The sequence below is a fragment of the Polynucleobacter wuianus genome (assembly GCF_001659725.1).
Lineage (GTDB): Bacteria > Pseudomonadota > Gammaproteobacteria > Burkholderiales > Burkholderiaceae > Polynucleobacter > Polynucleobacter wuianus.
Genome location: NZ_CP015922.1, coordinates 2,177,867 through 2,191,370, shown reverse-complemented (window position 1 = coordinate 2,191,370; position 13,504 = coordinate 2,177,867). Strand labels below are relative to the sequence as shown.

Below are 13,504 nucleotides of genomic sequence, written 5' to 3'. Positions count from 1 at the left end.
TCATTATTTACCGGTAAGCAGGCGATTCGCTAGGTCTTCTGGTAAGCCGGCGCGACGCACTTTCTCAGCAGCAGAAAAATGGTCGTAGGCTACGCGGTGGAAAGTAAGCACTTCACTTTCAGGTTCAAAGATGGCAAAACAGGCTTCAGGATTGCCATCTCGTGGCTGCCCTAGAGAGCCAACGACACTGACCCATTGGCGATGTTGTAGTACAGGAATTTCATCGCCAGGATGTGGCGCAAAGCGAATTAATTTACCAACAGCGCTTTGATAAAACAGCGCTTGCTCATGAGCGTGACCAACAAAGGTATAGCTTTTGCCTGAGCTTTGTGCACAACGCCATGCGCTCATACTATCAGTGACATAGTTCCAGTCGCTGGGATTATGTGCAGAGGCATGGACAAAACATATTTTTTCTTCATTAACCATCAACGGTAGATTTTTCAGAAACTCCACATGGCCATTATTTAGCTGAGTCTTGGTCCATTCGATCGCAGCATTAGCGCTGGCATTCATTTGATTGCAACAGTCTTTAAAGACAGCCTCATCATGATTGCCGAGGACGGCAATTGCTTTCTTGGATTCAACTAAATACGCAATGCGCTCAATGAGAGCCGCAGGATCCGCGTTGTATCCAACAAGATCTCCCAAAAAGGCCATGCGAGTGACCCCCAGCTCTTCTGCTTTACTAATGCAGGCTTCAAAAGCCTCTAAATTACTGTGGAGATCGGCAAATAGCCCAATACGCTCTGACATCCTCTAATGATAGGACAAAAGTCCTTTAGATAGAAGGGTTATAGGGATTTGCCTCGTGATTGGGGCGATTTTTGAAGCGTTTATGCACCCAATAATATTCGGCCGGACGAAGGCGAATTTCTTTTTCAAAAAGCGCATTGAGTCGAGCGGTATCTGACTTTGCATTGTTTCCTGGAAAATTATCTAAGGGCTTGCTAATTTCACAGACATACCCGGACCCATCATCTTTGAGTGTGGTGAGCATCATGCAAACATCAGCGCCAGTAATACTTGCTAAGCGAGAGATGGTGGTAATCGTATTTGTTTCAATTCCGAAGAAGGGAACGAATTCAGAGTCTTTTAATCCCAAATCAATATCGGGCGCAATGATGATGAAATCACCATTTTTAATTTCACGAATAATTGCTTTGGCATTACCTTGGCGATCAATAGAGTTGCCCCCAAAGCGGTTGCGCCATTCAATAATCTTGCGATTAAAAAATGGATTTTTCATTCTTTGGAAAAATCCTGAAGTACGAGGCCAGCCCATTTTTTTTGCAAGGGCACTCAGAATAATGCTGCCCTCAATTCCTGTGAAATGCATATTGACCAAAATGCGTGGCTTGCGATTAGTAAGATCAACAGCAGATTTCACTTCAATCATTTGGCTTAATTGTTTTTCGCTTCCAAGCCAAATGATACTTTTTTCAACTAGACTACGACCCAGCAAGCGCCAGTGTTTCTTGCTAAGTCTATTAATTTCATTTTCATTGAGATTGGGAAAGCACAATTGGAGATTCGTTTTGACAACGCGATTTCGGTCACCCGATAATCTGGCAGCGATAAACCCTAGGCCATATCCAATCGACACCAAAAGCTTGTAGGGTAAGAGTGACAGAAGTTTAAGAAAAACTACCCCTGCATAATTAGCAATAGATTTCAGCACACGAAATTTACTTTGAGTCGTAGCGTTTGATGGTTTTTGCGTAGCGTTCGAGCATCTCTTCTGTTGAGCTGCTGGACATGCCCAAATCATTTACTAGACCAGTATCTAGGCGATATGCCCAGCCATGAACTGTCAGATCTTGTCCTCTTGCCCATGCATCTTGAACAATTGTTGTTTCGCAAACGTTCACAACTTGTTCAATGACATTAAGATCGCACAAGCGATCTTGACGTTTTGCTGTAGGAATTGCATCCCCCAAATAACGTTCGTGCTTTTGATGAACATCTTTTACGTGACGTAGCCAGTTATCCGCAAGACCAACGCGTCTATCGCTCAGTGCAGCATGAACACCGGCACAGCCATAGTGACCGACTACCAAAATATGTTTCACTTTTAGCAAGTCAATTGCAAACTGAATCACTGATAAACAATTGAGATCGGTGTGAACCACCACGTTTGCAACATTACGATGAACAAAGAGTTCGCCTGGCAATAAATTCACAATATCATTTGCTGGTACGCGACTGTCTGCGCAACCAATCCAAAGGTATTGAGGCGCCTGCTGGTTAACTAAACGTTTAAAGAAATCAGGATCCTTGGCCACCATGCCTTCTGCCCACTCTCGATTATTGGCAAATAGCTGATCTAAGGCTTGGGAATTTTTGTATGGCATTGTTTAAGTTTAAAGTACTTTAATGACACCTATTTGGTTAAAACAAACCCCCACTGGAATTGTCCTCAATCTCCATTGCCAGCCTGGCGCCAAGCAAACCAAGGTGGTTGGATTACATGACGGCTGCCTAAAGATTTCCTTGCAAGCGCCGGCCATAGAAAATAGGGCGAATGAGTTTTTGCTTGCCTGGTTATCTAAGCAGTTAAAAATTCCGCAAAAACAAATTCAGTTTATTTCTGGTCAAAACAGTCGAATAAAGCGACTCGAAATCTGGAGCCCAATTAGTCCTGAGCAAATTGTTCAACAGCTTAAGCCCTAAATGCGTTTTTCACTTACCAAAAGATAGCCCACAAAATACCCAAGATAAGGACCCATTTACCAATGTAATAGATGGAGCGATGCTTGGCTTTAAGCTTTTTTGCCTGAGCGCGTAGGTGATAAAAGTAAGTAAATAAGACATTCACAAAACCCACTTTTTCGCCCGCCACGTTTTGAGATGCGGCGGCACTCATGACATAACGCCCGAACCAGCGATTAAAGAGTTGAACAGCTCTGGTGTAAACGGGACGCTCAACATCACAAAATAAAACAATGCGCTGATGGTCGGTTTCATTTGCAGCAAAATGAATATATGTTTCATCAAACATTACAGCTTCGCCATCTTTCCAAAAATATCGCTCGCCATCAACCTCAATAAAGCATCTAGGGTCGTTTGGAGTCACTAGGCCAATGTGATAGCGAAGAGAGCCTGCGTAGGGGTCACGATGCCGCACAAGCGTTGCTCCAGGGGGCAAGGAGGCAAACATAGCGGCCTTAATCGATGGAATAGACTTCAGGATAGCAACAGTTTTGGGGCAGCTTGCTTGAGCTGATGGCAGATCTTTCCCATACCAATAGAGATGAAAACGCTTCCAGCCGGTTCTAAAGAAGGAATTAAAGCCAATATCGTTATAGCCCGTAGCGGCAGCAATCGCACCATCGGCGTTTAAGGAGAGCGCTTCTTGACGAATAATTTCCCAGTTTTCTTGTAAGGGTTGCATGTCAGGAAACTGGCTTACTGGGATAAATGCGCTTGCTTTTACTTTAGAGAATAAATAAAGCAGTGCATTTACTGGGGCTAATAGCACTTGATAGTCTGTAAGCGATCTCACTACACCAAAACGCACCTTACCCCTGAAATAGACATAAATTGCGGATATTACAAAGATAAAAAAGATGATGTGACGAACTTGCATTCAACGTGCCGATCTAAAGTTATGAACTGATTTTAATTTGGAAGTGAGCACGCATTTGACTATTTCTTATCTATATATGCTCATATACTTGACGCAAATCAATTTTTTCACCCGCTTAGGGTTAATGTGGATATAGCCTGGAGAAGATCATATGAATAGGTTTACAAAGTGGCTCTTAAGCCTTGTTTTAATTGGGTTTGTAGGCATTTCAGCCTATACCTGGCTGATGCTTACTTGGAGCTATGGAAGTGGTGAACGAGCTGGTTATGTACAAAAATTCTCCAAGCGCGGATACATTTGCAAAACTTGGGAGGGCGAACTAGCGATGGTTTCGATGCCTGGAACTATGTCAGAAAAATTCCTCTTTACGGTGCGAGATGATGCTGTGGCGCAAAAAATAAATGCTAACTTAGGAAAAAAAGTGGCCCTAAAATACGATCAGCATATTGGCTTGCCAACAACTTGTTTTGGGGATACTGAGTATTTTGTTTCCGGCATTGAAGTTTTAGATGAATAATTTGTAATAGTTTCAAAAATTGTTGTGACCTAGCTTTATTTTTGTAATTTTTTGTGGTTAAAATCACGTAAGCGCAATGTGCGCCGACATCAATATCTATAAGGAGCTTCACTTGAACAAAGCCGAACTAATCGCAGCGATTGCTGACGACGCGGAGATTTCCAAAGCTAAAGCTGAATTCGCATTGAATTCTGCTATCGACACAATTATCAAAGCTGTTACTAAAGGTGATTCAGTACAGCTGATCGGCTTCGGTACTTTCGCATCTGGTAAGCGTGCTGCACGTATGGGCCGCAATCCAAAAACTGGCGAGCCACTCAAAATTGCTGCTGCTAAAACTGTTAAGTTTTCTGCTGGTAAAGCATTTAAAGATTCAGTTAACAAGCGTAAGAAGTAATTCTTCCTCTGTTGATAAAAAAGCCCGGCATGCCGGGCTTTTTTATTTCCTGCAGAATTTAAAACTAAATTGCAGAAAGCAATCGTTTAGCTTTGCACCAAGCGTCGGTGGCGATGAATGCTCATCAGGATTCCAGCACCAAACCCAAGGGTTACTAATGCAGTGCCACCATAGCTAATAAATGGTAATGGAACTCCAACAACGGGAAGTAGGCCGCTTACCATCCCAATGTTTACAAAAGCATAAGTAAAGAAGATGAGCGTCACTGCAGCGCCTAGCAATCGAGTAAACAAATTGGGGGCACTCGAAGAAATTGCGAGACCTCGTTTAATTAACGCAAAGAATAGCGCAAGCAATACTAAGTTCCCAAGCAGACCAAATTCTTCAGAGAAGACGGCAAAGACAAAGTCGGTATGTTTTTCTGGGATGAATTCCAGGTGCGCTTGGGTTCCTTGAAACCAGCCTTTGCCAAAGAATCCGCCAGAACCAATGGCGATCATGGATTGAATCGTATGAAAGCCTTTGCCTAGAGGATCACTGCTGGGATCAAGCAAAGTACAGATGCGATGTTTTTGATAATCGTGAACAAAAGGCCATGCAATATCATGCGCACAAATCGTGCTGCCAAAAATAATAATGAGCAAAATCCCAATAACGCCAATCCCTGCAAATGGGAGAATCCATTTCCAAGGCAGGCCCGCCAGGATAATGACATAGAGGCCCGCAGCAAAAACAAGGAGCGCCGTTCCAAGGTCTGGTTGACGTGCAATTAAGAAGACTGGAATAGCCAAAATAACTCCAGCTACTGCATAGTCCCAAGTTTTCTGAATGCCTTCGCGTTTTTGAAAGTACCAAGCAAGCATCAGCGGCATGGCGATCTTCATAATCTCTGATGGCTGAATCACAACGCCAATGTTGAGCCAACGACGCGCACCCTTTTTAATTAATCCAAATACTGCCACTGCGACTAAAAGTATAACGCCCAGTCCATAAATCCAAACAGCACCCATCTCCAACCATTTGGGAGGAATGCGAGACACAATCCACATCACTGCAAATGACAATGCAAGATTGCGTAACTCATCTGCGATTTGTACGGGTGTGTTTTGACTTGCAGATAAAAATGTAAAAAATCCAACAGCTACTAAGCCAAGCAAAATAAGGCCAAGCTGGCGGTCTAGGCCAGAAAAAAAACCAAAGAAGACGGCCTGGATTTTTTTTATGGGGCTCTTTTCCATTCAGGAACCTCCGAAGGCCACTTGCCCTCAATGTAGTAATCCAATGCTTTGCGTGCAATTGGTGCAGCATACTGTGCACCAAAGCCTGCATTTTCTACAACCATCGCAATCACAATGGTTGGCTTATCTGCGGGAGCAAAAGCAATATATAAAGCATGGTCCCGTAAAAACTCTGCGGTTGCTCCATGTTTGTAATCTTTGGAATTCAAGCTAAAGACTTGAGCTGTTCCGGTTTTGCCACCTGCAACATATCCTGCACCTTTAAATGCAGTAGCAGACGTACCAGATACATTCACTTCGACCATGGCCTTTTTGATGACTTCAATATTTTCTTGGCTAAGATCAATCCGATAGCTCTCTTTTGGGGTGGTAAGCACTCTATTGCGAGTAAACGGGTCTTCAATTGCCTTTACTAAATGCGGCTTCATGACAATGCCATTGTTAGCAAGGTTAGCCATAGCGTGTGAGAGTTGCAAGATGGTGAAGGAGTTGTAGCCTTGACCAATCCCTAATGAAATCGTTTCTCCTTCGTACCACTTCTGTTGCTCTGGTTTTTTGAAAGTATTTTTCTTCCAGTCGGTTGATGGCAGCACGCCCCTTGCTTCACCCTGTAAATCGATGCCGGTAATTTGACCAAAACCAAATGGCTTCATAAAGTCATGCATCATGTTTACACCCATGTCACGGGCTAGCATGTAGTAATAGGTATCGCAAGATTCAACAATTGATTTTTGCATGTCAACAATGCCGTGACCACCCTTTTTGTCATCTCGGAAGGTGTGATTGCCAAAATCAAAGTAGCCAGGATCGGAAATCGTTTGCGAAGGTGTACGTTTTTTGTTTTCTAGCGCTGCGAGTGCCATGAATGGCTTGTAAGTAGAGCCTGGAGGATAGATTCCCTTAAGTGGGCGGTTATATAGAGGCTTTTGTGGCGAGTCATTCAGCTCTTTCCACGTTGCCGAATCAATGCCTTCCACAAAATCATTCGGATTGAAATTGGGCTTAGAGACAAATGCGAGAACATCGCCAGTTTCTGGTTCGATTGCAACAAATGCACCACGGAAATTTCCATAGAGCTGTTCAACCAAGTATTGCAATTTGATATCAACCGAGAGCACCACATTTTTGCCTGGTACTGATGGTGAGCTAGAAAGAGTGCGCACTGGTTTACCGCCGGCAGTAATTTCTACTTGGTCGTATCCAGGCACTCCGCGCAAAACTGTTTCATAGCTTTGCTCCAAGCCAATCTTTCCGACGTATTGAATGCCAGGCAAGAAAGAGGCTTGCAATGCATCGGGATCATCAGATTTTGAGTTCTCAATTTCAGACTGCATCCGCTCTTTGTCGCGTTGAGAAACTCGCCCGATATAGCCAATTAAGTGGGAGGCCAGCTCGTTATAGGGGTACTCGCGGAAGCTTCTGGCTCGGATTTCAACCCCGGGAAATCGATAACGATTGGCCATAAAACGGGCAGTTTCAGCCTCATTGAGCATCGACCGCAGGGGAAAAGTGCCCATATTGCGGGAGTCTTCTAATGAGCGCTTGAAATTGCGGCGATCCCTGGGGGAAATATCGATGATTTCAGAGAGTTCATTAATCAGCTGGTCTACGTTGCCCTTAACCTCTTCTGCATTTACATCCAATGTGAGCGCAGAGTAATTTCGTCCAATCACGATGCCATTGCGATCGATAATTAATCCACGATTTGCGGGTGCCGGAACTAATGCGATGCGATTGCTTTCGGCAAGCAATGCATATTTACCGTGGCTGATCAACTGCAACCATACTAAGCGAGTAACCAAAAGTAAAAAGCAAAACGTAACAAATAAAGTCGCAATATAAATGCGCTCTTGAAATGAATCGAGGTCAGGCTTTTTGAAAGAAACCATGTGACTGGTTAAAGTGGACGATTGTGATCAACGTCAATCGGACGACGTTGAGGTGCCAGCAAAATGCGCGTTGCAATTGGCCAAAGCAGCGCCTCAACCAGAGCCTGTATGGCACCCGTTAAGGCCCACCAGTAAAGCTCTCCGCTTAATGCCCAGTGAACTAGTACGGGGAATAAAGAGACTAGTAAAAAGATTGGCATCAGATGCAGCGCTTGCGAAAGAACGGTAAGCGCAACAATACGTCGATGCCAAGAGATCGCGATGTAAGCAACAAAGGAGTAACTAAACGCGTGCAATCCCAATAGATCTGAGTTGTGCACATCCATCATCAAACCAAGAATGAAGGCGGTGATTACGTTGACATAGCGATGCTGATGAATATTCCAAAACACAATACATAGAATCAGCCAGTCGGGTACCCATCCATAGTTACCGATTGGCAAGAGATTTAATAGGAGCGCACAAAACAAACTGAAATAAATAAAGACTGGGTTGACTGGGCGCAGAATGTAGCCGCTTTGGAAATCGATCATTGCATTCCTCGCGCACGTGTTTGGCGGCGACCTGGTGTATTGGTCAAAGGTGCGCCTGACGCAGATTTATTGCTAATAGAAGAAGGCGCTTTAGCATCAAACTGAGGGTCGTATAAAAATACGAGTGCTTGGCGGTAGCGGTTTACTGCCGCCACAGGCACACAAAATACATTCGAAGAGTTTTTGTCAGCATTGCGCTCAATTTTGCTAATAACCGCCACAGCAAAACCGGGGGGATAGACGCCATCAATCCCAGAGGTCAGCAAAATATCGCCGACTTCAAGATCGCTGGCTACGGGCAGGTAGCGTAATTCGAGGGGGTTTCCGCGCCCAGCCCCAAAAACGGCTGCCCTTAGGCCATTTCGAGCTACTTGAACTGGAACCGCAAAGTCACGATCCTCTAGCAAGGATGCCTCTGCAGAACGCTCATAGAGACGAACCACTTGGCCAAGAATGCCTGCGTCATTAGCAATAGGATTGCCGAGCTTCAAGCCATAATTGCTTCCACGGTTAATCACAATCCGCTGCGATATCGGGTTAGGTGGGTTAAACAGAATTTCAACTGGCAAAGTTTTGAATGGGACTTGTTTTTGTAATGCCATTAACTCACGCAAGTTTTGATTCTCGACCATCAAGAATTCTGATTGATTTGCTAGCAAAGAGAGTTCTACCTGGCGAACCTTCATTGCCTGATTCTCTTGATCAAGAGTTGAGCGAGTTGTTAAATATTCTGATATTGCCTCGAACGCATTGCGCGGAGCCATCATCACATATTCAAGTGGCCGCAAAATCCAATTGACGTTATTGCGGATGGGGTCGAGTGCTTTAAAGCGAAAATCGATCAGCATCAGAGCGATGCTGATCGACAGACAGACAATCAGTTTGAGTAAGGCTGGAATGCCCTGTCTGAAAAGTGGTGGAGCGCTATGTTGCAATTCCCTGATCGACGTGTAGGTCGCTTACTCGTGCGAAAACACTCCGCCTAACTTATCCATGCGCTCAAGTGCGATTCCGCAGCCCCGAGCCACGCAAGTTAATGGATCTTCTGCAACATGAATTGGCAAGCCAGTCTCTTCTAACAAGAGGCGATCAAGGTCGCGCAATAAGGCGCCGCCGCCTGTGAGCATCATGCCGCGCTCAGCAATATCAGATGCCAATTCAGGGGGAATTTGCTCGAGAGCAGCTTTAACGGCAGTCACGATTTGATTTAATGGATCAGTCAATGCTTCAAGGATCTCATTGCTGGTAACGGTAAAGCTACGTGGAATACCTTCAGAGAGATTGCGGCCCTTCACTTCCATTTCGCGCACTTCTGCGCCGGGGAATGCAGAGCCAATCGTTTTCTTAATCAACTCAGCAGTTTGCTCGCCAATCAACATGCCGTAGTTGCGACGAATGTAGTTTGTAATCGCTTCGTCAAACTTGTCGCCACCAACACGAACAGAACCTTTGTAAACCATCCCGCCTAAGGACATCACGCCAACTTCAGTTGTACCACCACCGATATCCACAACCATCGAACCAGCAGCTTCAGAAACGGGTAAGCCTGAACCAATTGCAGCAGCCATGGGTTCTTCAATCAAAAATACTTGTGATGCACCAGCACCAAGTGCAGATTCACGAATCGCACGACGCTCAACTTGAGTAGATCCACAAGGAACGCAAATAATGATGCGTGGACTTGGCTTTAATAATTTGCTTTCATGCACAAGCTTGATAAATTGCTTGAGCATTTGTTCGGTGATGGTGAAGTCAGCAATAACACCGTCTTTCATAGGGCGAATTGCTTCGATATTGCCTGGAACACGACCCAACATCGCTTTTGCCTCTTTTCCGACGGCCAAAATGGTCTTTTTGCCATTTGGGCCACCTTCTTGGCGAATCGCCACAACCGAGGGTTCGTCGAGGACAATGCCCCGCTCACGCATATATATTAAGGTGTTGGCGGTTCCTAGGTCGATGGCTAGGTCATTGGAAAAGTAGCTACGGAAAAAACCAAACATGATGTAGTGGGAAAATAGAAAGTGTTAATAAAAATATATAGGAATGATACTCTAGCGCCCCATGAAACTTGATGATGTCCAGCGCATTGCGCACCTTTCTAGACTTGAGTTAAATCAGGCAGAAGCCGAGGCAGTGTTGCCTCAATTGCAGGCCATTTTTTCCTTGGTGGAGGAAATGCAGGCAGTTGATACAACGGGTCTTGAGCCTTTAGCTCACCCAATCCTCTTTTTGCGGGATTTGGCTCAGCCTATGCGTGCTGACCAAGTCACCGAGTCCAACCACCGTTCTGAAAACATGGAATCAGCCCCTGCTCAGCAGGAAGGCTACTTCCTAGTCCCAAGGGTGATCGAATGAGTTGGTACAACACCCCTATCGCTTTAATGGCAAAAGCACTTGCTGCAAAAGAGGTCTCTAGCAAGGAACTAACCCAGTACTTTTTAGATCGTATTGAGGCTGGAAAGCAGTGGAATGCATTTATTGATGTGAATGCTCACTTAACATTAGAGCAAGCAAATAAAGCAGACTCTCTGATTTCCTCTGGAAAAGCAGGTAAGTTGACTGGTATCCCAGTTGCGCACAAAGATGTGTTTGTCACTCGGGGCTGGAGGTCGACAGCGGCTTCCAAAATCTTGGCTGGATATCAAAGCCCATTTGATGCGACTGTAGTTGCCAATTTGGGAATTCCGGACGAAAGCAACCCCAATGGCGCTGGAATGGTTTGTCTTGGCAAGACCAATATGGATGAGTTTGCAATGGGCTCCTCGAATGAGAACTCAGCCTATGGCCCCGTTCTGAACCCCTGGAATATCGCTCATGTTGCTGGTGGATCATCTGGTGGATCGGCTGCTGCAGTAGCAGCAGGTTTAGCCCCAATTGCTACAGGTACTGATACCGGTGGTTCGATACGTCAGCCTGCCGCATTTTGCGGTCTGACCGGAATTAAGCCAACCTATGGGCGCGTTTCCCGCTACGGCATGATCGCTTACGCCTCCTCTTTAGACCAAGCAGGCCCTATGGGCAAAACAGCTGAAGATTGTGCATTGTTACTTTCTGCAATGTCATCTCATGATCCACGCGATTCCACATCTCTCGCAGATTCTGGCGAGGACTATGGTCGTTATTTGAATCAATCTTGGCAAGAAGGCAGTGCTAACTCTGCTAAACCACTAGAAGGTTTACGTGTGGGTTTGCCCAAGGAATTCTTCGCAGAAGGTTTAGCTGCTGATGTTGCGAAGTCTGTGAATGAAGCAGCAAAAGTTTTAGAAAGTTTAGGCGCTAAGTTGGCAGAAGTGAGTCTTCCTAAAACGAAGCTCTCGATACCGGTTTACTATGTATTAGCGCCAGCAGAAGCATCGAGTAACTTGAGTCGATTTGATGGGGTACGTTATGGCCATCGCGCGGGCGAATATAAGGACCTCGGTGATATGTATCAGAAGTCACGCACCGAAGGTTTTGGTGCAGAAGTAAAACGCCGCATCATGATTGGAACTTACGTTCTTTGTCACGGTTACTACGATGCGTACTATCTTCAAGCGCAAAAGATTCGTCGCATTATTGCAGCAGATTTTCAGGCGGCATTCAATCAATGCGATGTCATCCTTGGGCCTGTAGCCCCTGATGTGGCCTGGCGCTTGGGCGAGAAATCAAAAGATCCAGTGCAAATGTATTTGGAAGATATTTATACGCTTTCAACAAACTTGGCTGGATTACCGGCGATGAGTGTTCCTTGTGGGTTTAATACAAACAACTTACCAATTGGTATGCAATTAATCGGTAACTATTTTTCCGAAGCGCGCCTATTACAAGTTGCCCATCAATATCAGCAAGCCAGCGATTGGCATTTGCGTCAAGCAGGCGAGGTGGCATGATGCAATGGGAAGTCATTATTGGTCTAGAGACCCACGCGCAGTTACAAACGCAATCCAAGATTTTTAGTGGTGCAAGTACACGCTTTGGCGCAGAGCCTAATACACAAGCTTGTGCCGTGGACTTGGCATTACCCGGTGTGTTGCCAGTATTAAATCGCCAAGTGGTTGAGCATGCAATTCGTTTTGGATTGGCAGTTGGTGCAAAGATTTCACCAGCTAGTATTTTTGCTCGGAAGAACTACTTCTATCCGGATTTACCAAAGGGCTATCAAATTAGCCAAATGGAAATTCCAGTGGTGGTTGGTGGCAAGTTAGAAATTCTTGTTGGCGATGAGCTTAAGACGGTTGAATTGACTCGCGCACACATGGAAGAAGATGCAGGTAAATCCGTTCATGAAGAAGACTTTATTGGCCCTCATGGCGAGTCGTCTAGCGGCATTGATTTGAATCGGGCTGGCACTCCACTCTTGGAGATTGTTACTGAGCCTGTGATGCGTAGCGCTGCTGAAGCAGTGGCTTATGCCAAAGCTCTGCATACCCTCGTAGTCTGGTTGGGGGTTTGTGACGGCAATATGCAAGAAGGGTCCTTCCGCTGTGATGCCAACGTATCTGTTCGTCCTAAAGGTCAGGCTGAGTTTGGTACCCGTTGCGAAATTAAGAACTTGAACTCTTTCCGCTTTTTGGAAGAGGCAATTCAATATGAGGTGCGTCGCCAAATTGAGTTAATTGAAGATGGCGGTGCCGTTATTCAAGAAACGCGTCTCTACGATCCCGATCGCGGAGAAACACGCAGTATGCGTAGCAAAGAAGATGCAAACGACTATCGCTACTTCCCAGATCCTGATCTTTTACCAGTAGTTATTGATGATGCTTGGATTGCGCAAGTGCGAAGCGGCATGCCGGCTTTGCCTGCCCAGTTGCGTGAGCAATGGCAAAGTGAATATGGCTTGAGCGCCTATGATGCCCAGTTGCTAACTCAGGACCGTGATACCGCAAAAGTATTCGAAGATTTGCTGGCCATTGTTGGTAAGCCTTTGGCAAAAGCAGCAGCCAATTTAATTGCCGGTGAATTCGCATCCTCCTTAAATCGCGCAGGTATTGCTACAGCAGATGCGCCACTTAAGGCAGAACATTTAGCGCCATTACTCACTCGCGTTGCTGACGGTACGATCTCCAATAAGATTGCCAAAGATATTTTTGCAACCCTTTGGGAAGACGCTATTGCGGGTAAAACGATTAGCACTGTTGATCAAGTGATTGAGGCTAAAGGTTTAAAACAGATTAGTGATAGCGGAGCATTAGAGGCCATCATTGATCAGGTCCTCGCGGCTAACCAGAAATCGGTTGAAGAGTTCCGCTCAGGCAAAGAGAAAGCGTTCAATGCCTTGGTGGGCCAAATCATGAAAGCCTCTCAGGGCAAAGCCAATCCTGGTCAAGTGAACGAACTGTTGCGCAAGAAATTAAGTTAA

15 protein-coding genes are annotated in these 13,504 nt (G+C 45.4%); 6 read left to right on the top strand and 9 right to left on the bottom strand.

What is annotated here, in order from left to right; translation table 11 throughout:
• Positions 1-3: 3 nt before the first annotated feature.
• The 3 genes from A8O14_RS11270 to can are packed head-to-tail and all read right to left on the bottom strand — an operon-like array spanning position 4 to position 2,354.
• On the bottom strand, positions 4-756 hold the full coding sequence (locus A8O14_RS11270; RefSeq protein WP_068949596.1) for a metallophosphoesterase family protein: 753 nt from the start codon (positions 754-756) through the stop codon (positions 4-6).
• A 25-nt stretch (positions 757-781) separates the two neighbouring features.
• The gene (locus tag A8O14_RS11265) at positions 782-1,681 is read right to left on the bottom strand and encodes an LpxL/LpxP family acyltransferase (protein WP_068949595.1); all 900 of its coding nucleotides are present in this window, start codon (positions 1,679-1,681) and stop codon (positions 782-784) included.
• A gap of 7 nt (positions 1,682-1,688) precedes the next feature.
• A complete protein-coding gene (gene can, locus A8O14_RS11260) occupies positions 1,689-2,354 on the bottom strand; it encodes a carbonate dehydratase (protein ID WP_068949594.1) in 666 nt (221 codons plus the stop codon).
• A 22-nt stretch (positions 2,355-2,376) separates the two neighbouring features.
• Between can and A8O14_RS11255 the strand changes: the two genes are divergently transcribed.
• Positions 2,377-2,673 carry a DUF167 domain-containing protein gene (locus A8O14_RS11255; RefSeq protein ID WP_068949593.1) on the top strand — a complete coding sequence of 99 codons (297 nt, stop codon included), beginning with the start codon at positions 2,377-2,379 and terminating at the stop codon, positions 2,671-2,673.
• Between the two features lie 13 nt (positions 2,674-2,686).
• On the opposite strand, the gene A8O14_RS11250 is transcribed toward A8O14_RS11255, so the two are convergent.
• Positions 2,687-3,589 carry an aspartyl/asparaginyl beta-hydroxylase domain-containing protein gene (locus tag A8O14_RS11250; protein WP_068949592.1) on the bottom strand — a complete coding sequence of 301 codons (903 nt, stop codon included), beginning with the start codon at positions 3,587-3,589 and terminating at the stop codon, positions 2,687-2,689.
• A gap of 151 nt (positions 3,590-3,740) precedes the next feature.
• On the opposite strand from A8O14_RS11250, the gene A8O14_RS11245 reads away from it, so the two are divergent.
• Complete coding sequence (locus A8O14_RS11245) at positions 3,741-4,106, top strand: hypothetical protein (protein ID WP_068949591.1); 366 nt, start codon at positions 3,741-3,743, stop codon at positions 4,104-4,106.
• Positions 4,107-4,182: 76 nt separating this feature from the next.
• Positions 4,183-4,503, top strand: coding sequence for an HU family DNA-binding protein (locus tag A8O14_RS11240; protein ID WP_011903860.1), 321 nt, complete (start codon positions 4,183-4,185; stop codon positions 4,501-4,503).
• Positions 4,504-4,589: 86 nt separating this feature from the next.
• On the opposite strand, the gene rodA is transcribed toward A8O14_RS11240, so the two are convergent.
• Genes rodA through A8O14_RS11215 form a run of 5 tightly spaced genes read right to left on the bottom strand, consistent with a single transcriptional unit; the run spans position 4,590 to position 10,166 of the window.
• Entirely contained in the window at positions 4,590-5,741 is a 1,152-nt protein-coding gene (rodA, locus tag A8O14_RS11235) for a rod shape-determining protein RodA (RefSeq protein ID WP_068949590.1), read from the bottom strand.
• Positions 5,723-7,630, bottom strand: a complete 1,908-nt coding sequence (mrdA, locus tag A8O14_RS11230; RefSeq protein ID WP_068949589.1) for a penicillin-binding protein 2 — start codon at positions 7,628-7,630, stop codon at positions 5,723-5,725. The genes rodA and mrdA overlap by 19 nt, the downstream gene beginning before the upstream one ends.
• Positions 7,631-7,638: 8 nt before the next feature.
• The gene (mreD, locus tag A8O14_RS11225) at positions 7,639-8,163 is read right to left on the bottom strand and encodes a rod shape-determining protein MreD (RefSeq protein WP_068949588.1); all 525 of its coding nucleotides are present in this window, start codon (positions 8,161-8,163) and stop codon (positions 7,639-7,641) included.
• Complete coding sequence (gene mreC / locus A8O14_RS11220) at positions 8,160-9,098, bottom strand: rod shape-determining protein MreC (RefSeq protein WP_071608687.1); 939 nt, start codon at positions 9,096-9,098, stop codon at positions 8,160-8,162. The genes mreD and mreC overlap by 4 nt, the downstream gene beginning before the upstream one ends.
• Positions 9,099-9,122: 24 nt before the next feature.
• Positions 9,123-10,166: a rod shape-determining protein gene (locus A8O14_RS11215; RefSeq protein WP_068319852.1), complete on the bottom strand. Its 1,044-nt coding sequence runs from the start codon at positions 10,164-10,166 to the stop codon at positions 9,123-9,125.
• Positions 10,167-10,227: 61 nt separating this feature from the next.
• Between A8O14_RS11215 and gatC the strand changes: the two genes are divergently transcribed.
• Genes gatC through gatB form a run of 3 tightly spaced genes read left to right on the top strand, consistent with a single transcriptional unit; the run spans position 10,228 to position 13,504 of the window.
• Entirely contained in the window at positions 10,228-10,521 is a 294-nt protein-coding gene (gene gatC / locus A8O14_RS11210; protein ID WP_068949587.1) for an Asp-tRNA(Asn)/Glu-tRNA(Gln) amidotransferase subunit GatC, read from the top strand.
• A complete protein-coding gene (gene gatA, locus A8O14_RS11205) occupies positions 10,518-12,035 on the top strand; it encodes an Asp-tRNA(Asn)/Glu-tRNA(Gln) amidotransferase subunit GatA (RefSeq protein ID WP_068949586.1) in 1,518 nt (505 codons plus the stop codon). The genes gatC and gatA overlap by 4 nt, the downstream gene beginning before the upstream one ends.
• Positions 12,035-13,504: an Asp-tRNA(Asn)/Glu-tRNA(Gln) amidotransferase subunit GatB gene (gene gatB / locus A8O14_RS11200; protein WP_068949836.1), complete on the top strand. Its 1,470-nt coding sequence runs from the start codon at positions 12,035-12,037 to the stop codon at positions 13,502-13,504. The genes gatA and gatB overlap by 1 nt, the downstream gene beginning before the upstream one ends.